Source organism: Xanthomonas sp. LMG 12461, from assembly GCF_009192935.1.
In the GTDB taxonomy this organism is placed as follows: domain Bacteria; phylum Pseudomonadota; class Gammaproteobacteria; order Xanthomonadales; family Xanthomonadaceae; genus Xanthomonas_A; species Xanthomonas_A sontii.
The window spans coordinates 49,445-71,894 of record NZ_NQYT01000038.1 but is presented as its reverse complement, the minus strand read 5'-3'; the positions used below and the strand labels follow the sequence as shown (position 1 = coordinate 71,894).

Genomic DNA, 22,450 nt, shown 5'->3' with positions numbered 1-22,450 from the left:
TCCCGGCCCGTTCTGTGGCCGGCGCGCCCACGCCACCCGTGCTGCCCGGCTTGGTGCCGGCGTAGGTGTGGGGGTGCCGTTGAGGGTCCCGCCGGTGGTCGCCACCGCCGCGGCCGTGCTGCTGCCGCTGCCCAGCGCCACGGCGCCGGCCTGCGCCGCCGCTGCGCCTGCACCCAGCGCCAGGCTGTTGTCGTCGTCGGCATGGGCGAATTTGCCGATGGCGGTGCCGTTGCCGCCTGCGGAAGTGGCCCCGTAGCCAATGGCGGTGCCGTTACCGCCTGCGGAAGTGGCCCCGTAGCCCATGGCGATGCTTTTCTCGCCGCTGGCATCAGCGGCATTGCCGATGGCGATGCCGCTGGAGGCTGTGGATTTAGCCGTGTAGCCCATGGCGATGCTGGCTCCGCCATTGGCATTGGCGGCGTAGCCCATGGCGATGCTTTTCTCGCCGCTGGCATCAGCGGCATTGCCGATGGCGATGCCGCTGGCGGCTGTGGATCTAGCCGTGTAGCCCATGGCGAGGCTGGCTCCGCCATGGGCATTGGCGGCGTAGCCCAGCGCTATGTTGTTGTCGTCGCTCTTGTTTTTCTCGTCGCCCGCCACCGCGCGACTGCCCAGTGCCATCGCATCACTGCCGTACACGGCCGCCGACGACCCAATCGCAGCACTGTTGGCACCTGTGGCCGTCGCATTCACGCCCAGCGCCAGGCTCTTGCCGCCGGTCGCGTTGGCTGCACTGCCAAGCGCCACATCGGCACTGGCACCGCTTTGGGAATTGCCGGCCACCGCTGACTTACCGAGCGCCACCGAATCATCTACGATGGCATTGGCGTCGTTGCCTATGGCGATGGAATTGTCACCCTGTGCCTTGTTATGCGCCTCAAAATTGGAATAGCTGCCGATCCCGATGGCACCGACGCCCGAGGAAACGACAGCATCGCCGACCGCGATGGCACCTCGCGCGGTCGCCTTCAAATTAATACCAAGCGCGATCGAGGACTCTCCGCCTGCCAATACACCACTAGTGCCGGTGCCTACTGCCACGCTATTCGTATCTTGCGCTTCCGCACGATTGCCGATCGCCACTCCGCGCATCCCGCTCGCCGAGGAGCGCACACCGAAGGCGGAAGCGTCATCGCCGGTGGCCTCAACTTGATAGCCAGTCGCAATGGAATGGCCACTCCCAACAATACCGGCACCTGTTACTAGGCTATTTTCATTCAACGCTGCAGCCGTATCGTCAAGCGCCCAGGCTCGCCCCTCGGTCGCCGCGGAGTACGCACCTTCCCCCTTACCGGCGGCGCTCGCGTTATAGCCCTCCGCGATCGCAGTCCCATCGTCATTGGTCGCAGTCTCATCGCCGCTGGAGGTCTTGGCATTGATCCCAAGCGCGTCTGCAGCCGAAGACCAGGCATTCGCAGCGTCGCCAACCGCAATTGCCTTATACGCGTCAACCTGACAATAAGGATTCTTGCTCCAAGACTGACAACCCAACACCCGGAACATCCCACCGTTCTCCACCTGGGCGGCCATCGCCTCACCACTGACGCCGAACATCGCCAACAGGCTCGCAACGAGCAAGCAGGCAGCGACAGATTCTTTAGACTTGGCACCTTGGCCTTTCGACCTACTCTTCGCCAGTTCCGACGCAATCACCCATGCACCGATAGTGCGATTCCACACAACCCTGAATACCCTATTCATTTCGGACCACCTGTAATTTATAGAGCAGAGAAAGTTAGAATTTTGTTGGCGCAGCAACGACGGGGAAGCCTCATCCCGTGCATGAGCGAATGCCCCAAACCGCGCATTCGGCATTGCGCCCGCCAGAAAAAATTTAGAACGTCTTCGACAAGGACACGATGGGAAAACCCCATTCCACACATGGGCGAATGCCCAAAACCGCACGTTCGGCATGACGATCGACAGAAGAAAACTGACACTTCTTCGACAAGGGCAAGACGGGGAAACCCCCAGTCATGCACGAGCCAATACCCAAAATCCGGTCTCTGGCATCGAAAGATTCAGCCGACAGCACAGACGCCATGCGGCTTCAATCTCAGTTTCGCCACCGATGAATGGCGAAGCTGACGTATGATTCGGCGAATAACATCGCGCATGACGGCAGCGGCAACAGGACCCAACAATGGACAGGATCAGAGTCGGTATCGCCGACGACCACCCGATCGTGCTGCTCGGCGTGACCAGCGTGCTGAAGAACACGCCGGGCATCGACCTGCTCTTCAGTTGCGACGGCATCGGCCAGTTGCTGCGTGAGCTCGTCAAACAGCCGGTGGATGTGCTGCTGTGCGACTATGAATTCGAAAGCGACCCGCAAGCCGACGGGCTGCATCTGCTGCAGCGCCTGCGCCGGCTGGCGCCACAGATGCGATTGCTGGTGCTCAGCGCGCACACCGCACCCTCGATCGTCTCGGCGGCGCTGCAACTGGGCGCCTCCGGTTTCATCGGCAAGAGCCGCGCGGATTTCGGCAACCTGGCCGCGGCGGTGCAGGAAGTCGCCAGCGGCCGCCTCTATGTCCCCGGTTCGCTGTCGGCAGCGCTGCTGACAACGCATTACCGCAAGAACGGGGCCATCGGAATGGACGCGCTCTCCGCAAAGGAAGCCACCGTGGCGCGAATGACCGCCGATGGGCTATCGCTGAGCGAGATCGCCGATCGGCTCAAGCGCAGCCCCAAGACCATCAGCAACCAGAAGATCGCGGCGATGAAGAAGCTGGGCGCCAAGAACGACGTCGAACTGGCCGCGCTGCTGCGCGAGTTGGACAGTCAGGGCGTCTAGCGCGCGTCATGGACGTTGAAGAACAGATGCGGCTTTGTCGAGCGAGAGGATGGGAAGGACGACCAAGTGAAGCTCCGCCGAGGTTCTGGGCGGACCGCCATCATCGTGGGTCGCGCGTCGGAATCGATTGAGCCAGCCATCGTTTCGCTGCACCAACGGCACGGCAACGGGACGGAATCCCTTGCGGGATCAGAACAGCGTGGTCATGTCCAGTTCGATGCTTTTTCATGGCCCTTTGCGTCGGACGCTAACCGGCGTTGCCCTGGCCGATGAGAGCGGGCGCGGCTCTTGCCCCTGACGTATGCGAACGTCTTGTGCCAGCGATCGTGCCTGGGCACACTCCGCGTCAGCCGGCTCGACCTGCACCGCCAGCGACTGGCGGCGCATGCCCGGGGCCATCTAAAGCGGCTGACAAAACGGCTGCGCAGCCGCCAAGGCGAACCGGCTCGTGCCGTCCATCCAGCGCTATGCGTCGAGCATCATGCACTGATCGCGTTTGCGCTTCCGCATGTGCGGTTCCAACAGGCTCAGGGAGTGTCAGGCAGAACGCAGCGCGCGCGCCCTCATCATCGGAGACATCGCCCGGACACGACCGCGTCGGCGACGCCACCTGCGATGACTGGACTGACTCAACGTGGGAGCCAAGCGCCAATCGGCGTCACTTCGGCCGCGTCGTCGGCCGCTTCAACGCAGCGATTGCTCCACATGCATAAGCAACTGCCGGCAACGCGCCGACAGCACAGCCCAATCCGCGCTCGGGCAGAGCTCCTGCACTACTTGCAGTTCCGCCAACAGATCGTCCGCCCCCAACGCCATCAAAGCGCCCTGCAGACGGTGTAGGCGCCGACGCAACAATTCCAGATCCTGCAAGACCAGCGCCTCCTCGATCGATTGCCGCTCCGCGTCCCACTCGGACCGGAGCGCCTGCCACAGCAAGGCATCCAGCAGTTCGTCCGAAGGAGGTTCCCGGCCGCCCTCGGAAACCTCGGAGGAATTGCGGACGAGCATCGTGCTCCTCAGGACACGGCGCAAGTCGTTCAACGACACAGGCTTTTGCAGCAGATCGGAAAACTGCTCGGTATCGGCGCTGATCTCCGCCGCGGCCGACGCGGAGGTGGCTACGATCCGCGCTCCCGGATCGAAATCGCGCAACTTCCGCAGCAGGCCGACGCCATCCAGTTGCGGCATGCCCAGATCGGTGATGACCAGATCGGCGCGGCGCTCGAGCCACAGCGTCAGCGCCTCCATTCCATCGACGGCCACCCGCACGCGGCGGCATCCCAACGCGGCAAGTTGGTGCTTGATCAGCGTACGGTTCACCGCATCGTCTTCGGCCACCAGGATGTCCAGATCCTGTTCGACCACCTCCTCGGCGAGCCCCCCCGCATAGCGTTCGGCGGGGCGGGAAGTGATACCGGTCAGTGCGCTCATGGCGTCGAGCAATCCTTCGCGGCTCAGTGAACTGACCTCGACCCGCGTTTCGTGGCGATGCGGCACCAACGGCCCCTTTGCGGTCACGAATACGGTGCCCAGCGCCGGCACCGCGCTCAGGTCGGCAGCGTTCAAGACGCCGCCATCGGCCTGCGCCAGCACCCGGATGTGCAAGCGCGCCGGTTGCGCGTTCTCGTCGTACAGGGCTGCGCCCCAGCGGCGCAACCGCTCGGCGAGCATGTCCCGCCATGCCGGCTGCGCGCACACCAGATCCACCGTGATTCCCTCCAGCGCGTGCGAGTCGGCAGGAAGCGCGCGCGCTTTGCGTTTGAACGGCAGGTCGACCCGGAACACGCTCCCCGCACCGGGTTCGCTGCTGACGCTGATGCGCCCGCCCATCAAGCGCGAAAGATTGCGGCACAGGAACAAACCCAATCCGGTACCGCCGAAACGGCGACTGATGCTGTCGTCGGCCTGCGCCAGCGGGTTGAAGATCGCCGACTGCATCGAGGCGGGAATCCCGATGCCCGTATCGGCGACCTCGAAACGCGCCCACACCGTGTCGTCCTGTAGCTTGAGACAGCGCGAAGAGATCATGACCGAGCCACGCTCGGTGAACTTGGCCGCATTGCCCAGCAGATTTTGCAGGATCTGCGCCAAGCGCTGGTCGTCGCCCTGCATCACGGCATCCAGCTCCGGGTCCGTCACGCAGTAGAAAGCGACGCCGCTCTGCAGGATCGACGCGCCGAAACTGCGCGCGCAACGCTCCAGCACATCGTTAGGCGACATCGGTACTGGATTGATCTTCAGCGCGTTGGCCTCGAGCTTGGTCGAATCGAGCAGATCGTTGACCAGAGTGAGCAAGGCGTCGAACGAGCGGCGGATCATGTCCACCCATTCGCACTGCACCAATCCCAGTGGGCTGCGCGCCAGCAGTTCCAGGTGACCCATCGCGCCATGCAACGGCGTGCGGATCTCATGGCTGACGATCGCCAGGAACATCGACTTGGCCCGGTTCGCTTCGTCGGCGGTCTGCTTGGCTTCTATCAACAGCATTTCGTTGGCTTTGCGCTCGTTGATGTCGACCAGCCCCAGCAACACCACCGAGCGGCCGTCGAAGCGGGTCTGCGACGACGCCACGCCGATGTAGCTGCTCTGACCCTCGGCGATGTCCCACTGCACCTCGATGAACGAATGCTGCGCGCCGGGCACCGATTGCGCGCTGCGCTCGCGCATGACGTGTCGGTAGAAGTCCTCGCTGCGGTCGCCAAGCATGCGTTTGGCAACGCCGTTCTCCAGCATCACCGACTCGGTCCCCGGCGCGTAAATGCCGATGCCGATCGGCAAGGTGTCGATGATCGCCTTGCTGAAGTGTTCGGCCTCGATCAGCTTCTCGGCGCTGCTGAGCAGCGGCCTGGTCACCCTGAGATCGAAATAGATGACGGTTACCCACATCAGGACGAGCGCCAGCAGGCACACAAGCGCACCGGTGAAGAATTCGTACTGAAGATTCGCCAGCACGTCGCTCCAGGTATATGCGTAGACCGCGATCCAGTCCGGACCACCGATGCGCTGGGCCACCAGGAAAATATCGTTCCGGTACAGGGTGATCGGCTCGCCGGAAACTCCGCGGAACTGCGCCGCTTGTGCAAGAACCCGAGCCAGCAACGCCGCCTGGTCCGGATCTTGCGGAGGATCGCGGAGGTTCAGCTGACCCTCCTTGTTCAGCAGGAAGAACCCCGGGCGCCGGACTTCCCTGCGCAGGAAGAACTGCATGAACTGCCGATCCGGCAGCGACAACGCGACAGTGAAGACCCGCTTGCCATCGTGGAACATCGGCACGATGAGTTGCGACACGGAAGTTTGCCCGTCGCTGGCATCGGCTGGGCGCCACAACAATCTGTATTTGCGCAGGACTTGCGTCGGCGTCGACGCCACAAGGCGCTCCACCGCGGCGATGCGCTGGCGAATGAAGGCATCGGCGCCCTGGCGGCGCGCACTGTCCAACGCTGCCGTGCCCAGCACGGGAGACGCGGCCAGAAAACTGCCGTCGGGCGCATACAGGAACCCCTCCAGAGTCACGCCGGCCTTTCTGGCGTCGATGGAAGGTGCCGCAGAGATATCGCGGACCACCCGCATCGCCGTTGCCAGCCGCTCGGTATCGCCCGCACCGGTCAACACGCTCGCCAGCGTAAAAGGGGTCGCGGTCAGGTCGTCCGTGGTCTGGGCGAAGCCGTGTCCGTCGGCCAACTTGCGCGCATAGCGCTGCACGGGGACGGCATCGTTCTGCCGTAGATTCCATACGCCTTCGTAGACATCGGCGAACTGGATCAGCCGCGCCGACAACTGGTCCACCTGAGTCTGCACTTCCTCGCTGTCCTTGACGAACTGCGCGACTTGCTTTTCGCGATACTGATTGATGATACCGCTGCAAAACAGCCAGGCAGCGGTGACGATGGACAGCGAAAGCGCGGTCGCCGACCCGTAGAGAATGCGCCGGTAGTGTCGCCCAGTTCTGGCAAGTAATTTTTGCGGCATCTCGGCTCTCGGAACGCCCTGCGACACCGCGGGCAGGCGAATGGCCGCAGGATAGCTCAGCGCCATCTCGCTCGCCAACGCAGCAAAAATCCGGCCTTTCGGCGCTGTCCGGCTCGCGTCCACGCCTTGCCGTATGCCGCATCGCGCGCACTTGCGTCTTTGGGCGCGCGCCCATCCGCGCTTGAGGCACGCGCCATTACCGCCGCCGCGATCTGCAGACAAGCTGAGATTCTCGGCAAGAGCCGGGTTCCCGCGTTGCCGCCCACACGCCACCGATGAGGCTGTCATGAACAAAAGCGCACATGTTCCGTTCTTCAACATCCGCAATGCCTTGATCGCATACGACAGCGAACTGCGGAGTTCCTACGTCGGCAAGCTGCTGCAACGGCTGGGCGTGGCAAAGGTCCATAGCGCAAGCAACAACGACCAACTGCTCGAACGGATGCGCACCACGCCGATCGATCTGGTGGTGACGTCGGCGCGCTTGCAGGGCGCATCGGCCCTGCAATTGATCGATGCCCTGGCCGACAGCCATTTCAGCGGACATGTCATCGTCGGTGGAGTGACGGACATGCGCTTCCAGAGCGCAATCCATGAATATGCGCAGCAACGCGACGGCGGGCTGATGCAATTGGTCTTCGCCGGAGAGGCGCTGCGGCTGTTCGACTTCACCGACATGCTGTACCGCGCAAACCCGTCGACGACCATCGATAACGATGGCCAGCTCATCGAGAATACCGCTCAGCGCATCACCGCCGACGATGTCCACGCCGCCTACCGCACTGGAGAGATTTCCGCCTTCCTGCAGCCGAGTTACTGCCTCACCACCGGCGCCATGGCGGGCGCAGAAGCGCTGGTGCGATGGCAGCACCCGACATTGGGCGTGCTTGGCCCGAACCATTTTCTCTCTCTCCTGGAGGAATGCGACCTGGGGGAGGAGTTGATCGGCCAGTTGATCGACACGGTGGCCAGCGTCAGCCGCTCGCTGTCCTTGCCATCAACGCTGAAACTGTCGATCAACGTATCCGCCACCCGTCTCGTCTCGGCGAGCTGGGCGGACTGCATCGTCCAACGCCTGATTCGTTCGGGAGGCGTCCCCCACCATTTCGCCATCGAGGTGACCGAGGACGGAATGGATCACTGCGACCGCCACATCGCCGGCGCCGTGGCCCACTGGCGACTCAATGGAATCGATTGCGCCATCGACGATTTCGGCACCGGGGGATCTTCGATCCACCGTCTGTGCATGGCGCCTTTCAACATCCTGAAGATCGACCATCAGATGGTCCGGCGCTCGCGGCTGACCACGCATGTGTTCGAAACGCTGGAGGGCATCGTTCGGCTGGCGCACGGCATGGGAATGCGCGTGGTCGCCGAGGGCATCGAAACCGAAGAGGACGCGGCGCGCATGCGCAGCATCAGATGCGACATCGGTCAAGGCTACCATTTCAGCCGGCCATTACCCGTGGAGGAATTCATGGCCCTGGCATCCTCGCACACCGTGTTCGGACAACGCATCGAACCTGCCGCTGCGGCCGCTATCTGACGCTTGCCATCTCGAGCAGCGCATCGCCCAAGCAAAAAACTTCATCCCTGCCGAAAACTCCGCATGTCACGCAAAAACCTCCTCCTGCTCACCCTCGCCCTGGCCAGCCTCGCGTCGATCGTCGTGACCGCCGGATAAAACAGCGCCTGCCCCGCGCGCGGCTGCGGGCGGGGCAGGCACAGAGCAAGCCTTACTTGCGGCGCTCGATCACGAAGTTGCCGACGTTGACGCCCAGATCGACGCCCTCGCCCGTGCCGGCCAGGGCCAGCGAGATATCGCCCTTGGTGACGACCTGTGCGGTGCTGGACTTGACCACGCCGGCATGCGCTTCGGCGGCGGCATAGGTGCCGAACAGATCGTTGAGGCTATAGGCGCCGGTGAAGGTGCCGCGGCCACCGACGATCTTCGACTTTCCGACCGTCAGGCCACCGCCCTTGCTGCTGATCTTGACCGGGATCACCGCGCCGTCGTTGCAGGTGATGGTGCCGGTGCCCTTGGCGGTCTTGTAGAACACCGACCAGCCCGACAGGTTGAAGGACAGCTTGCAATCGATGTTGCCGGCGGCCTGGGCCTGCGGCGCGAGCGCGGCCGCACCCAGCAGTGCGAGCAGAGAGAGCGACTTGATCATGTGGGCATTCCGGGTGGGTGGACAAGGCGCGAGGGTAGCAATGGGTTTGTCGCGGCCGCGACAAGGTTGCGGGGGTATCGCGCGCGCGTTCAGCAGGCATTTCCACTCGCAGCGGGCGCGGTCGGCCCCGTACAGGCAGGAGGCGAGGCCGGCGCCAACATCTCCAGACTCGTTTGCGGCGGCCCGGCCTGATTGCCTCGGTGCTTTGTAGGCGTCAACGCGCATGCAGCGGGGACGTGCGAAGCACTTGCTGATGGCGTAATGCGTCGGGACTGAAGTCCCTCCCACAGTGCACCCGCCACGCTTGCCGCAACATGCTGCGGGAGGGGCTATTGCCGCGCTTTCGAAATCCGCCGCGACAGGGGTTACCGGGAAAGCCCGTCGCGGCTGAAGCGGCTCCTACGACAGGCGTCTTCGGAAATAGCACGATGAGCTTTCCGGCATCACGGGAGCCGCAGGCTAGTCGTCCAGACTGAAGGCATCCGCATCGAGCATGGCCGGGAAGCGCGCGCGGTGCGCGGCCAGTGCGGCGGCGGAGATCGTGGTGGTGGCGACCTGTTCGCGCTCGCGGATCTCCAGTTGCGGCTGGCCGAGGAAATCGATCACCGCGCTGTCGCCGGCATAGTGCAGGTCGTTGCCGTCCACGCCGACGCGGTTGACCGCGGCCACGAAGCACAGGTTCTCGATCGCGCGCGCGCGCAGCAGCGTACGCCAGGCGTAGGCGCGCGCCGACGGCCAGTTGGCGACGAACAGCTGCAGATCGAAATCCAGCTGGCCCGGGCGCTCGACGTCGTAGCGGTTGCGGCAGAACACCGGGAAGCGCAGGTCGTAGCAGACCTGCGGATTGATCCGCCAGCCCTTCCACTCAACGCACAGGCGTTCGTGCCCGGCGGCGTAGCGCAGGTGTTCGTTGCCGTAGCGGAACAGATGACGCTTGTCGTAATGCTGCAACGCGCCGTCCGGCGTGGCCCACAGCAGGCGGTTGAACACCTTGGCCTCGGCATCGGCGCCGGGCACGCGCAACTGTACGCTGCCGGTCACCGCCGCGCCCAGCCGTGCCGCCTGCTCGCGGATCCACGCCACGGTCGGCCCGTCCATGTCCTCGGCCTGCGCCAGCGCATCGTTGGAGAAGCCGCTGGTGAAGGTCTCCGGCAGGATCACCAGGTCGGTGACGCCGGCCAGCGGCGCCAGCAGTTCGGCGTAATGCGCGCGGTTGCCAGCCGGATCGTGCCAGCGGGTATCGCCCTGGACCAGCGAGATCCTCAGATCGTTCATAGCAGGGAATCGGGAAAGGGGAATAGGGAATGGGTAAAGGCTAAGCGCATCGGCGAGATTTCACCATTCCCCATTCCCGAATCCCGGCGGCTTCGCGCGCTTACAGCGCGCGCAGCCGCTCGATCGCCGCATCCAGCGTCGCCTCGTTCTTGGCGAAGCACAGCCTGGCAAGGCGCTGGGCGGGCGGCGGGTCCTGGTAGAACGGCGACAGCGGGATCGCCGCCACGCCCTTCTCGATGGTCAGCCACTTCACGAATTCGGTATCGGGCAGGTCGCTGACCGCCGAATAGTCCACCAGCTGGAAGTAGCCGCCCGGCACCGGCAGCGGCTTCAGCCGGGTGCCCAGCAATTGTTCGCGGAAGCGGTCGCGCTTGGCCTGGTAGAACGCGCCGAGCTGTTCGTCGTGCTCTGGCTCCTCGCGGATCATCGCGGCGAAGGCGTGCTGGGCCGGGCCGAAGCTGGCGAAGGTGTTGTACTGGTGGACCTTGCGGAACTCTGCGCTGAGCGCCGGCGGCGCGATCGCGTAGCCGATCTTCCAGCCGGTGCAGTGATAGGTCTTGCCGAAGCTGGAGACGACGAAGGCGCGCTCGCGCAGTTCCGGCCAGCGCAGCACCGACTCGTGGCGGCGGCCGTCGAACACGATGTGCTCGTAGACCTCGTCGGAGATCAGGAAGATGTCGCTGCCGCGCAGCAGCTCGGCCACCGCCTGCAGGTCACCGGCGCCGAACATGGCCCCGGACGGGTTGTGCGGGCTGTTGAGCATCAGCAGGCGGGTGCGCGGGGTGATCGCCGCACGTACGCGCTCCCAGTCCACCGCGAACGTGTGCGGGTCCAGCGGCACGTGCACCGCACGCGCGCCGGCCAGGTCGATCGCCGGCTCGTAGCTGTCGTAGGCCGGGTCCAGCACGATCACCTCCTCGCCCGGGCGCACCACGGCGTGAATGGCGTTGAACAGCGCTTCGGTGGCGCCGCTGGTGACGGTGACCTCGGTGTCGGCATCGACCTGGGCGCCATAGCAACGCAGCGCCTTCTCGGCGATCGCCTGGCGCAGCGCCGGCACGCCGGTCATCGGCGGGTACTGGTTGTGGCCGTCGCGCATCGCCCGGTCCAGCGCCTCGATCAGCCGCGGCGGCACCGGGAAGTCGGGAAAGCCCTGGCCCAGGTTGACCGCGCCGTGCTCGGCGGCCAGTTGCGACATCACGGTGAAGATGGTGGTGCCCACCTTGGGCAGCTTGGTCTGCGGATGCATGCGGGGGATCTGCGGGCAGCGGGAAAACGCCGAGTGTACGCAAAGCCGCTTGCCGGCGATGCGCCCTACACGCCGCCGATCCACTGACGCAGCGCATGCGCATCGCCGCGTGTGGCCGACGCCGGCATCCGCCGGACGCCCGCATGCCGATACAATGCGCGCCTTCCCTTGCCGCCCGCCGCCGCGCCATCCGCCGCGGCCTTCGCCGATGACCGATCCGCTGTACACCGCCCCACCGCTACTGGCCGCGCACGGGCTCACGTTCGCCCGCGACGACGCCGCGGTGTTCGGTCCGCTGGACTTCCACCTGGATGCCGGCGAAGCGCTGCTGGTGCAGGGCGACAACGGCGCCGGCAAGACCACCCTGCTGCGGGTGCTGGTCGGCCTGCTGCGCGCCGAGGCCGGGCGCATCGAGATCGACGGCCACCCGATGCGGCGCGGCGACCGCGCCCGCTTCATGGCCTACCTGGGCCACCTGGGCGCACTGAAGGCCGACCTGAGCACCCTGGAGAACCTGCACTACCTGTGCGGCCTGCAGGGGCGCCGGGCCAAGCAGATGCCCGGCAGCGCGCTGGCCATCGTCGGCCTGGCCGGCTACGAGGACACCCTGGTAAGGCAGCTGTCGGCCGGGCAGAAGAAGCGCCTGGCGCTGGCGCGGATGTGGCTGTCGCCGGCGCCGCTGTGGCTGCTCGACGAGCCCTACGCCAACCTCGACCTGGACGGCATCACCCTGGTCAACCGCATGATCGCCGCGCACCTGCGCAGCGGCGGCGCGGCCCTGGTCACCACCCATGGCGCCTACGCCGCCCCCCCCGTGCGCACCCGCATGCTGACCTTGAGCGGAGTCGCCGCATGAGCCTGGCCACGCCCGTTCCCTCGCTGTGGCAGGCCACCCGGGCGCTGCTGCTGCGCGACCTGCGCCTGCTGTGGCGGCGTCGCGGCGACGCGCTGCAGCCGGCGCTGTTCGCCCTGTTGATCGTGGCCCTGTTCGCGCTGGCGCTGGGCAACCAGCCGCGCCTGCTCGGCGAGGTGGCCGGCGCCGCGCTATGGCTGGCGGTGCTGCTGGCCGGCCTGCTGGCGCTGGACAGCCTGTTCCGCAGCGACGCCGAGGACGGCTCGCTGGAGCAATGGCTGCTGGCGCCGGTGCCGCTGGCCTGGCTGGTGCTGGTGCGGGTGCTGCTGCACTGGGTCACCACCGCCTTGCCGCTGATCGTGGCCGCCCCGCTGCTCGGCGAATTGCTGCACCTGCCACATGACCGCATGCCGGTGCTGCTGGCATCGTTGGCGCTGGGGACCCCGCTGCTGAGCCTGCTCGGCGCGGTGGTCGCGGCGCTGACAGTGGGCATGAAGCGCGCCGGCATCCTGGTCGCGCTGCTGGCCCTGCCGCTGTACGTGCCGGTGCTGGTGTTCGGCGCCGGCAGCGTGGCGGCGGCGGCGCAGGGCCTGGATCCGGCCGGCGGCCTGCTGTTGCTGGCCGCGGGCCTGGTCGCGGGCCTGGTGCTGGCGCCGTTGGCGGCGGCCGCGGCGATCCGCATCTCGCTGAGCTGAGCCTTTTGGGGCAGCGCCGGCGCGACGGCGGTCGTACCATGCAAGCGCAGTGTTCCCTCGCCGTTCCGTCGTTGTCGCATCGAATGTTGTCGCATCGAAGCCCGCCTTCCGCCAGCTAGAATCGTCCGCATGGCCTCTCTCGTCCGCTGGTTCCACCAACTCGGTTCGCCTCCGACCTTCGATCGCTTCGCTGCGCGCTGGACGCCGTGGTGCTACCTGGCGGCGCTGCTGCTGGCCGGCGTGGGCATCTGGCAGGCCCTGTTCGTGGTCCCGGCCGACCGCCTGCAGAGCGACGCCTTCCGCATCCTCTACATCCATGTGCCCAGCGCCTGGATGAGCCTGTTCGTGTTCGGCCTGATGGCCGTGTACGCGGCCATCGCCCAGGTCTGGCGGATCAAGCTGTGCGAGATCCTGGCGATGGCCTGCGCGCCGATCGGCGCCGCCTTCACCCTGATCACCCTGCTGACCGGCAGCATCTGGGGCAAGCCGATGTGGGGCGCCTGGTGGGACTGGGACCCGCGCCTGACCACCGAGCTGATCCTGCTGTTCCTGTACATCGGCGTGATGGGCCTGTACTTGGCGATCGAGGACCGGCGCACCGCCGCACGCGCGGCCGGGCTGCTGGCCATCGTCGGCGTGGTGCTGCTGCCGGTGATCCGCTATTCGGTGGTGTGGTGGAACTCGCTGCACCAGGGCCAGACCATCCGCCTGTTCGGCCAGTCCAGCATGGACCCGAGCATGCTGCCGCCGCTGTGGCTGATGGTGGCCGCGACCAAGTTCTGGTTCGCCGGCTCGCTGCTGGCGCGCGCGCGCGCCGACAACCTGCGCCGCGAGGCCGGCAAGGACTGGGTGACGCAACTGGCGGAGGCACGCGGATGAACTACCTGCCGTATGTGGTCGGTGCCTACGCGGTGTTCGCCGGGGTGCTGCTGGCCGATTTCGTGCTGGCGCGGCTGCAGGTGCGCAACGCCCTGCGGGCGGCACGGCTGCGCGCGCAACGCAAGCGCCAGGCCAAGACCGAACCGGCGCCGCCGCTGGAGCTGAGCCGATGAACCCGCAGCGCAAGCGCCGCCTGCTGTGGCTAATGCTGCTGGTGCTGGCCGCCGGCCTGACCACCACCCTGGTGGCGATGGCCCTGCAGCGCAATGCCGCCTACCTGTACACCCCAGCCGAAGTGCTGGCCGGCAAGACCGGCGCGCACGCGCGCTTCCGCCTCGGCGGTATGGTCGAGAAGGGCTCGTTCCAGCGCGCACCCGGTTCGCTGCAATCACACTTCCGGGTCACCGACGGCGATGCGCAACTGACCGTGCGCTACGACCGGATCCTGCCCGACCTGTTCCGCGAGGGCCAGGCGGTGGTGGCCACCGGCAGTATGCACGACGGCGTGTTTGTCGCCGAGGACGTGCTGGCCAAGCACGACGAGACCTACATGCCGAAGGAACTGGCGGACAAGATGGGCAGCGCGCATCGCAAGCATGATGTGGGGGCGATGCAGTGAGGGGCGGGAATCGGGATTGGGGAATGGGGAATCGTCGAAGCAACAGCGCTGGCACGATCGTTGGGACCACCAAGCAGCGGCGACGGAACCCGGGGGGGCAGCCTTGCGCCATGTGCATCCCGCAATCCGCTGCGCGTCCCGCCCTACCCGCTCGCGCGTTCCGCAAGCACCATGCTGCCTGAGGTTGGTCAGCTCCTGCTGATCCTCGCCCTGCTCACCGCCGTGCTGCAGGCGCTGCTGCCGCTGGCCGGCGCGCAGCGCGGCGATGCGCGCTGGATGGCGGTGGCGCGGCCGGCGGCGTTCGCGCAGCTGGCCTTGGTGGCCGGCGCCTTCGCGATCGTCACCCATGCGTTCGTGACCCAGGACTTCTCGGTGGCCTACGTCGCCGAGAACTCCAATTCGCTGCTGCCGCTGGTGTACCGCTACTCCGCGGTGTGGGGCGCGCACGAGGGCTCGCTGCTGCTGTGGACGCTGATCCTGGCGCTGTGGACCGGCGCTGTCGCGCTGTACTCGCGGCGTCTGCCGGCGCACGTCGTCGCGCGGGTGATCGGCACCCTGGCGCTGGTCAGCATCGGCTTCCTGGCGTTCCTGCTGTTCACCTCCAACCCGTTCGCGCGGCTGCTGCCGGCACCGCTGGAAGGGCGCGATCTCAATCCGTTGCTGCAGGATCCCGGCCTGGTGATCCATCCGCCGCTGCTGTACGCCGGCTATGTCGGCTTCGCGGTGCCGTTCGCCTTCGCCATCGCCGCGCTGCTGGACGGCCAGGTGGATGCGCGCTGGCTGCGCTGGACGCGGCCGTGGACCAACGTGGCCTGGGGCTTTTTGACCATCGGCATCGCCCTCGGCAGCTGGTGGGCGTACTACGAACTGGGCTGGGGCGGCTGGTGGTTCTGGGACCCGGTGGAGAACGCCAGCTTCATGCCGTGGCTGGCCGGGGCGGCGCTGCTGCATTCGCAGGCGGTCACCGAGAAACGCGGCAGCTTCGGCGCCTGGACCCTGTTGCTGGCGATCGCCGCGTTCTCGCTGTCGCTGCTCGGCACCTTCCTGGTGCGCTCGGGCGTGCTGACCAGCGTGCACTCGTTTGCCGCCGACCCCGCCCGCGGCCTGTTCATCCTGGTGTTCCTGAGCCTGCTGTGCGGCGGCGCGCTGCTGCTGTACGCGCTGCGCGGTGGCCGCGTGGCGGCGGCAGCCGACGAGGCGCGGCAACGCTTCGCCCCGGCCTCGCGCGAGACCCTGCTGCTGGCCAACAACCTGCTGCTGACCTGCGCCTGCGCGATGGTGCTGCTGGGCACGCTGTATCCGCTGCTGGCCGATGCGCTGGACCTGGGCAAGCTGTCGGTGGGGCCGCCCTACTTCGGTACCTTGTTCATCGTGCTGATGGCGCCGCTGGTGGCGCTGCTGCCGTTCGGCCCGCTGACCCGCTGGCAGCGCGAACAGGCGTCGCGGCCGCTGGCGCTGCTGGCGCCGTGGGCCGGCCTGGCGCTGCTGGCCGGGGCAATCGGCTTCTTCCTGGCGCCGCAGGGTGCGTGGAAGACCGCCGCCGGCGTCGCCGCCGCGACCTGGGTGCTGCTGGGCACCGCGCGCTTCGTATGGAGCCGGCGCCAGCTCAAGGGCAGCCGTTTCACTGCCGAGATGCTGGGGATGACCCTGGCGCACACCGGCATCGCCGTTTTTCTGGCCGGCGCGTTGCTGGTCGAGGCCCTGGAGCAGCAGCGCGAAGTGGCGCTGGCGCCCGGTCAGCACCTGGAGCTGGGCCGCTACCGCTTCGAGCTGCAGGGCCTGGACCAGCGCAAGGGCCCCAACTACGTGGCCGAGCGCGCGCACGTGCAGGTGCTGCGCGACGATCGCCCGCTGGCGCTGCTGCACCCGGAAAAGCGTCTTTACGCCAGCGGCGGCCAGAACATGACCGAAGCCGGCATCCACCCCGGCCTGTTCGGCGATGTCTACGTCGCCCTCGGCGAGCCGCTGGGCGGCAACGCCTGGGCGATGCGCGTGCACGTCAAACCCTTCGTGCGCTGGATCTGGCTTGGCGCGGCGCTGATGGCGCTGGGCGGTTTCGTCACCGCCGCCGACCGGCGCTTCCGTCGTTCCCCGGAGACCCCCTGATGTCCGCTCCCGCTCCACGTCGCCTGCCGCTGCCCGCCATCCTGCTGGGCGCGCTGTTCTTCCTCGGCCTGCTGGCGTTGATGGTGTATGCGGTGCAGCGTTCCGGCAGCGCCGATCGCGACGCACTGCCCTCGGCGCTGATCGGCAAGCCGGCGCCGGCGTTCGAACTGCCGCTGCTGCACGACGCCTCGATCCGCGTGCGCAGCAGCGAGTTGCTGGGCGCGCCGTACGTGCTCAACGTGTGGGGCAGCTGGTGCCCGGCCTGCCGCGAGGAACACCCGGTGCTCACCCGCTTCGCGCTCAGCAAGCGTGTGCGGGTGATCGGCTACGACTGGAAGGACACCCGCGAGGACGCGCTGCGCTGGCTGGAGCAGTTGGGCAATCCGTTCCTGGCGGTGCTGTTCGATCCCGAAGGGCGTACCGCGATCGACTGGGGCGTGGCCGCGGCGCCGGAGACCTTCCTGGTCGACGCGCGCGGCGTGGTGCGCTGGAAGCATGCCGGCCCGCTGACCGATGCGATCATCCGCGACGAACTGCTGCCGGCACTGGAGCAGGCCGAGCGCGACGCCCCGCCGACGCGCGCCCAGGGTAAGGCCACGCCATGAGCCAGCACCGCCGGCCTGCGCTGCGGCTGGGCCTGCTGGCGCTGCTGGCGTGGTCCACGCTGGCCGGCGCCGAACCGGTGTCCGATCCGACCCCGCTGGCCTACCGCTCCGCCGCCGAGGAGGCGCGCTTCCATGCGCTGACCGCGGAACTGCGCTGCGTGCAATGCCAGAACCAGTCGCTGGCCGACTCCCACGCGCAGATCGCCATGGACCTGCGCCGCGAAGTGCTGGAACTGATGCACCAGGGCAAATCGGATGCGCAGATCAAGCAGTTCCTGGTCGATCGCTATGGCGAGTTCGTGCTGTACCGGCCGCAACTGGAAGCGCGCACCTGGCTGCTGTGGTTCGGCCCCTTGCTGCTGCTGGCCGGCGGCGCCGTGGTGCTGATCCGGATGGTGCGGCGACGCGCGCCGGCAGCGACCGCGCTACCGCTGCAGGACGAACAGGAATGGTGAGGCGATGCTGAGTTGGGGCATGTCGGCCGCGGCGGTGGCGCTGGCGGCGCTGGTGTTCGCGGTGGTGTTGTGGCCGCTGCGCGGCGGCGGCCGCAACGGCGCGGTGCTGGCGGTGGCGATCCTGGCGCTGGGCGTGGCGACGGCGGCGCTGTATGCGTTGGTCGGCACCCCGCGCGCGTTGCAGGCGCAGAACCGCGAGGCACCACGCACGCTCGAGGATGGCGTGAAGCAACTGCAGGCGGCGCTGGCGAAGGATCCCAACCGGGCCGACGGCTGGGCCTTGCTCGGCCGCAGCCAGATGTCGCTGGGCCACCACGCCGAGGCCGCGGCCGCATTCGCGCGTGCGGTGCGCCTGGCGCCGGAGCAGGCGCCGCTGCTGATCGAAGCAGCCGAGGCGCGTGCGATGGCCAACCCGCAACGGCAGTTCGACGACCAGGCGTTGGCCTGGCTGCAGCACGCCCTGCAATTGGCGCCGGGCAGCGAACGCGGCGCCTGGTTCCTGGGCATCGCCCAGCGCCAGCGCGGCCAGGACGCCGCCGCCGCGGCCACCTGGGAAGCGCTGTTGCCGCGCGTGGACGCGGCCACCGCCGCGGCGCTGCGGCCACAGATCGACGCGGCGCGCAGCGCGGCCGGCCTGCCGGCGCTGCCCGCTGACGGCACCGCCGCCACGGCGCAGGATGCGCAGGCGCCGGCGAGCACCGGCCTGACCGTGGCCGTGTCGCTGGACCCGGCGTTCGCCGCCCGCGTGCGCCTGCGCGGCGACGCCAGCGTATTCGTGATCGCACGCGTACCGGGCGGCCCGCCGATGCCGGTGGCGGTGCAGAAACATCCGCTGCAGGCGCTGCCGTTGCGGGTGACGCTGAGCGACGCGGACAGCCCGATGCCGACGCAGAAACTCTCGCAACTCAAGCAGGTGCAGGTGATCGCGCGGCTGTCGGCCAGCGGTAACGCCATGCGCCAGGATGGCGATCTGGAATCGGCGCCGGTGACGGTCACCCTGCCGGCGACCGCGCCGGTGGAGCTGGTGATCGGCAAGCCGTAGCGCAAGCAGTCGTGTGGGAGCGCCCGTGCCTGATCGGGACCGTCCGGTCGCGACCAGGGCAAGACGCCAGCAAGAATGCGAAACGTCGTTGCAGCAGCGGCTTCAGCCGCGACACGCTCTACCGGGAGGCCGGTCGCGGCTGAAGCCGCTCCCACGAGGCAACAGCGTGTCGGACTGGATCGCGGTGGAAGCGAATGATCAGACGCGCAGTAGATCCGGCCCGGCGTCACTCACGGACGCGATTGCGGCCCGACACGCTCCATCCCGCACCCCGCATACGCCGGATGCGCAATCGCGCGGCTAGAATCGGCGCATGACCGAATTCATCCCGCCCGGCAGCCGCTTCCACACCCTGCCCTCGCCGTTCCCGATGAAACGTGGCGGCCAGTTGCATGGCGCGCGGGTCGCCTACGAAACCTGGGGCACGCTGTCGGCCGCGCGCGACAACGCGGTCCTGATCGTCACCGGACTCTCGCCCGACGCGCATGCCGCAGCCAATGCCGACGATCCCACGCCAGGCTGGTGGGACGGCATGCTCGGCCCGGGCAAGCCGATCGACACCCAGCGCTGGTTCGTGATCTGCGTGAACTCGCTGGGCAGTTGCAAGGGCTCGACCGGCCCCGCCTCAGCGCACCCGGACGACGGCCAGCCGTATCGCCTGCGCTTCCCGGAGCTGTCGATCGAGGACGGTGCCGACGCCGCCGCGCAAGTAGTGCGGGCACTGAACATCGCGCAGTTGGCCTGCGTGATCGGCAACTCGATGGGCGGCATGACTGCGCTGGCGCTGCTGCACCGGCATCCGGGCCTGGCGCGCAGCCACATCAACATCTCCGGCAGCGCGCAGGCACTGCCGTTCTCGATCGCGATCCGCTCGCTGCAGCGCGAGGCGATCCGGCTGGACCCGAACTGGAACGGCGGCGACTACGACGAAGCCACCTATCCCGAATCGGGCATGCGCATGGCACGCAAGCTGGGCGTCATCACCTACCGCTCGGCGCTGGAATGGGACGGCCGCTTCGGCCGCGTGCGGCTGGATTCGGACCAGACCGACGACGATCCGTTCGGACTGGAATTCCAGGTCGAGAGCTACCTGGAAGGCCACGCCCGCCGCTTCGTGCGCCGCTTCGACCCGAACTGCTATCTGTACCTGAGCCGCTCGATGGACTGGTTCGACCTGGCCGAACCTGCCGGCGGCGACGTGCTGGCCGGCATCGCCACGATCCGCATCGAGCGCGCATTGGCGATCGGCGCCAACACCGACATCCTGTTCCCGGTGCAGCAGCAGCAACAGATCGCCGACGGCCTGCGCGCCGGCGGCGCACAGGCGCAGTTCCTGGGGCTGGATTCGCCGCAGGGCCATGATGCGTTCCTGGTGGATTTCGCGCGGTTCGGGCCGGCGGTGCGGGCGTTTCTGGACGCGCTGTAAGCGGTGCGGCGTACTGCCCGTACCACTCCATCATGCGGTGCCTGGCGAAGCCGCCATCGGCAAGTCGAGATGGACTTAACTCAAGATGCATCCCGCTCAGTGAGTTGATTTCCCTCCGAACACGTCGCACCTAGCAGATCCCCCGCGCGTAACCGCTGCCACGGCCGTACGCACGAACCGACTGAAGCGCTGGCGACACACGGAATTGGAAAGGCAGAAGCGAGAGCACGGCAGATCCTTTGCCGTACTCTCGCCGATCGTTGCAGCAGAACGCCGGCAACGGTGAAATCAGTTGAACCGCGCCATGTCCGCCAGCGCCGTGTTCTGGATCAGCGTCTCGCCATTGAACTCGAAGTAGCGGCCATAGGCGGTGATCACCTCATGCCGATTGCTCTTGAGCTCACGCGTGTCGAACTTGCACGGCGTACCCGCCGGACCGTAGTTGCAGATCTGCTGATAGCGCGCAACGCTCTGCAACGGACCGGAAGCAAGCAGATTGCCGTTGGCATCCCACATCCAGTACTGCCCGTACGCGTTGACCGACTCGACCAGCCCGCCCCACTCCGGGAACACGACCAGCGAGCGCGTGTCGAACACGCAGGGATTGCTCTGGGTTTTCTGGTAACACGGCCCATTGGCGGCAGCGTATCGCGGTACGTCGTGCAGCGCTCCACCCTGCGGGCCGAATGGCTGACCGTTAGCGTCAAAGTTCCAGTAACGGCCATAGGCGGTAATGGATTCCAAATAGCCCACACCCGGGTAGTTCACTTCGGCGCGGGTGTCGAACGTGCACGGCTTCTTGCGCTTCGCGAACTGCGCCGTGCACGGCCCGTTCCCGCGTGCATAGACAGGCGAACTACTGAGCGGCACGGGAAGCGTCACCGGCAAGCCCTGAGCATCGAACTTCCACACATGGCCATAAGCGGTGACCGTCTCGGTGCCGTCCGGCGAGACATCCATGCTACCCAATGCGCACGGCGTTTGCGCCGATTGGCCAGGCGCGTTGTAGCGGCAAGGACCAGCGGACGTCCACTGGCCGGCGACGCTTCGTGCCTGACTGACTGCAGCTTCTGCATTCAGCATGCCAGCGCCACAACCGCCGGAAGGACATACCACCGGGCCGGCAGAAGATTGCAGGATGTTCGCGATCTGCGCGGGACTCAGCGAGGGATTAACAGAAAGCATCAGACCGATGACACCACTGACATGAGGTGCTGCCATCGACGTTCCGCTCAAATAGCGATAGCAGTGCACCCATTGCGTGCCGGTGCCCTCAGCCCAAGTCGCCAGCACACCCACCCTGCTTGTACTGAAGCCCCTATTGCCGACATTGTTCTGCAGGGGGCAGGGTTCCACGCCAGCACCGTACAAACCGTCTTCAATCGTCACGCCACCACCTGGCGCAGTCAATGTCAGTGACGGGCCACCATTGCTGTAGGGAGCTTCCACATTTGGCTGCTGCGGCGTACCGAGGGATGCCCCGACAGAAATCACCCCGGGACAGGATGCTGGACTCACATTCGCTACATCGACCCGCGCCCTCGGGAGTGGCTCATTGCCGTAGCTGATATCAGGCGTATTGTGGTTGCCGGCCGCTGCGACGACTGACACCCCCGCGGACACCGCGCTGGCGATCGCCGCTTTTGTGAGCTTGTACGTTTCGCTAGCGCTACACGAGACATCTGGCTGAGCGAGGCTGAGATTGATCACTCGCGCACCAGCCTGCACCGCGAGCTGTACGCCCCGTGCAATGTCCTGATCTACAGGGTCGATCTTGATCGACACCACTTCGCACTGCGGACAGACGCCAGCGATTCCCTGACCATTGTTGGTTCGGGCCGCAACGATACCGGCAACATGCGTACCGTGCGTGTACGACGGAACATTCCTAGGATCCTGCCCTGCCTTTTCGTCATCGTCCAAGACCTGCGTTGCGTCCAGATAGAAATCTTGACCAGCACCGTCCTTGGCCCAGTTAATATCTGGATGCTCGGAATAGCCGGTATCGAGAACCGCCACGCGGATTCTCTCGCCACCGGCTGGGGCCAGCGCCCAGGCCTGCGGCGCACGGATCGCATTGAGGGTCCACTGCTGCGCCGAAAGCGGATCATTGGTCAGCGCTTGCGCGTGGACCGTGCCACTCAACGACAAGCCTGCCATCATCCCGAGTCGCACCAGGGCAGACAAACGTTTCTTCGCGAACATTGTTCCAGACATACGTGAAACTCCTTTTCTCTGATGGGCAACCCCCTGTCGCCCGGTCACCCGGAAAGAAACTGACTACCGCTTCGTGGTGTTCGTTCCGC

General features: G+C 66.7%; 18 protein-coding genes. 12 read left to right on the top strand and 6 right to left on the bottom strand.

Going from position 1 to position 22,450, the window contains the following annotated elements; all coding sequences use genetic code 11:
• Positions 1-1,701: ESPR-type extended signal peptide-containing protein (locus CEK68_RS10990; protein WP_255424771.1), on the bottom strand; the 1,701-nt coding region annotated here is incomplete at its 3' end.
• 442 nt (positions 1,702-2,143) lie between these two features.
• Between CEK68_RS10990 and CEK68_RS10985 the strand changes: the two genes are divergently transcribed.
• The gene (locus CEK68_RS10985) at positions 2,144-2,797 is read left to right on the top strand and encodes a response regulator transcription factor (RefSeq protein ID WP_017915652.1); all 654 of its coding nucleotides are present in this window, start codon (positions 2,144-2,146) and stop codon (positions 2,795-2,797) included.
• Between the two features lie 684 nt (positions 2,798-3,481).
• On the opposite strand, the gene CEK68_RS10980 is transcribed toward CEK68_RS10985, so the two are convergent.
• Positions 3,482-6,988, bottom strand: a complete 3,507-nt coding sequence (locus CEK68_RS10980) for an ATP-binding protein (protein WP_226977846.1) — start codon at positions 6,986-6,988, stop codon at positions 3,482-3,484.
• Positions 6,989-7,052: 64 nt separating this feature from the next.
• Here CEK68_RS10980 and CEK68_RS10975 point away from each other — a divergent pair, with 64 nt between their 5' ends.
• Entirely contained in the window at positions 7,053-8,312 is a 1,260-nt protein-coding gene (locus CEK68_RS10975) for an EAL domain-containing protein (RefSeq protein WP_152239376.1), read from the top strand.
• 190 nt (positions 8,313-8,502) lie between these two features.
• On the opposite strand, the gene CEK68_RS10970 is transcribed toward CEK68_RS10975, so the two are convergent.
• The 3 genes from CEK68_RS10970 to CEK68_RS10960 form a co-directional block, all read right to left on the bottom strand.
• Positions 8,503-8,940: a hypothetical protein gene (locus CEK68_RS10970; protein ID WP_017914143.1), complete on the bottom strand. Its 438-nt coding sequence runs from the start codon at positions 8,938-8,940 to the stop codon at positions 8,503-8,505.
• 459 nt (positions 8,941-9,399) lie between these two features.
• Positions 9,400-10,215: an amidohydrolase gene (locus CEK68_RS10965; protein WP_152239375.1), complete on the bottom strand. Its 816-nt coding sequence runs from the start codon at positions 10,213-10,215 to the stop codon at positions 9,400-9,402.
• A 100-nt stretch (positions 10,216-10,315) separates the two neighbouring features.
• On the bottom strand, positions 10,316-11,464 hold the full coding sequence (locus tag CEK68_RS10960) for a pyridoxal phosphate-dependent aminotransferase (protein WP_152239374.1): 1,149 nt from the start codon (positions 11,462-11,464) through the stop codon (positions 10,316-10,318).
• A 208-nt stretch (positions 11,465-11,672) separates the two neighbouring features.
• Between CEK68_RS10960 and ccmA the strand changes: the two genes are divergently transcribed.
• From ccmA to CEK68_RS10910, 10 genes are all read left to right on the top strand, one after another.
• A complete protein-coding gene (gene ccmA / locus CEK68_RS10955; RefSeq protein ID WP_152239373.1) occupies positions 11,673-12,320 on the top strand; it encodes a heme ABC exporter ATP-binding protein CcmA in 648 nt (215 codons plus the stop codon).
• The gene (gene ccmB, locus CEK68_RS10950; RefSeq protein ID WP_017907306.1) at positions 12,317-13,012 is read left to right on the top strand and encodes a heme exporter protein CcmB; all 696 of its coding nucleotides are present in this window, start codon (positions 12,317-12,319) and stop codon (positions 13,010-13,012) included. The genes ccmA and ccmB overlap by 4 nt, the downstream gene beginning before the upstream one ends.
• A 129-nt stretch (positions 13,013-13,141) precedes the next feature.
• Positions 13,142-13,891: a heme ABC transporter permease CcmC gene (ccmC, locus tag CEK68_RS10945; protein ID WP_010343777.1), complete on the top strand. Its 750-nt coding sequence runs from the start codon at positions 13,142-13,144 to the stop codon at positions 13,889-13,891.
• Positions 13,888-14,064: a heme exporter protein CcmD gene (locus CEK68_RS10940; protein ID WP_152239372.1), complete on the top strand. Its 177-nt coding sequence runs from the start codon at positions 13,888-13,890 to the stop codon at positions 14,062-14,064. The genes ccmC and CEK68_RS10940 overlap by 4 nt, the downstream gene beginning before the upstream one ends.
• A complete protein-coding gene (gene ccmE, locus CEK68_RS10935) occupies positions 14,061-14,510 on the top strand; it encodes a cytochrome c maturation protein CcmE (RefSeq protein WP_010343775.1) in 450 nt (149 codons plus the stop codon). Before CEK68_RS10940 ends, ccmE begins: the two co-directional genes overlap by 4 nt.
• 171 nt (positions 14,511-14,681) lie before the next feature.
• A complete protein-coding gene (locus tag CEK68_RS10930; protein ID WP_152239371.1) occupies positions 14,682-16,616 on the top strand; it encodes a heme lyase CcmF/NrfE family subunit in 1,935 nt (644 codons plus the stop codon).
• Positions 16,613-17,221: a DsbE family thiol:disulfide interchange protein gene (locus CEK68_RS10925; protein ID WP_026143515.1), complete on the top strand. Its 609-nt coding sequence runs from the start codon at positions 16,613-16,615 to the stop codon at positions 17,219-17,221. The genes CEK68_RS10930 and CEK68_RS10925 overlap by 4 nt, the downstream gene beginning before the upstream one ends.
• Positions 17,218-17,676 (top strand): cytochrome c-type biogenesis protein, encoded by a 459-nt coding sequence (locus CEK68_RS10920; protein WP_017907310.1) that lies wholly within the window; start codon positions 17,218-17,220, stop codon positions 17,674-17,676. Before CEK68_RS10925 ends, CEK68_RS10920 begins: the two co-directional genes overlap by 4 nt.
• A 4-nt stretch (positions 17,677-17,680) precedes the next feature.
• On the top strand, positions 17,681-18,718 hold the full coding sequence (locus tag CEK68_RS10915; RefSeq protein WP_152239370.1) for a tetratricopeptide repeat protein: 1,038 nt from the start codon (positions 17,681-17,683) through the stop codon (positions 18,716-18,718).
• 313 nt (positions 18,719-19,031) lie between these two features.
• Entirely contained in the window at positions 19,032-20,144 is a 1,113-nt protein-coding gene (locus tag CEK68_RS10910; protein WP_152239369.1) for a homoserine O-acetyltransferase, read from the top strand.
• A 288-nt stretch (positions 20,145-20,432) separates the two neighbouring features.
• Here CEK68_RS10910 and CEK68_RS10905 read toward each other — a convergent pair whose 3' ends face one another.
• Entirely contained in the window at positions 20,433-22,361 is a 1,929-nt protein-coding gene (locus CEK68_RS10905) for a S8 family serine peptidase (RefSeq protein ID WP_152239368.1), read from the bottom strand.
• Between the last annotated feature and the right edge of the window lie 89 nt (positions 22,362-22,450).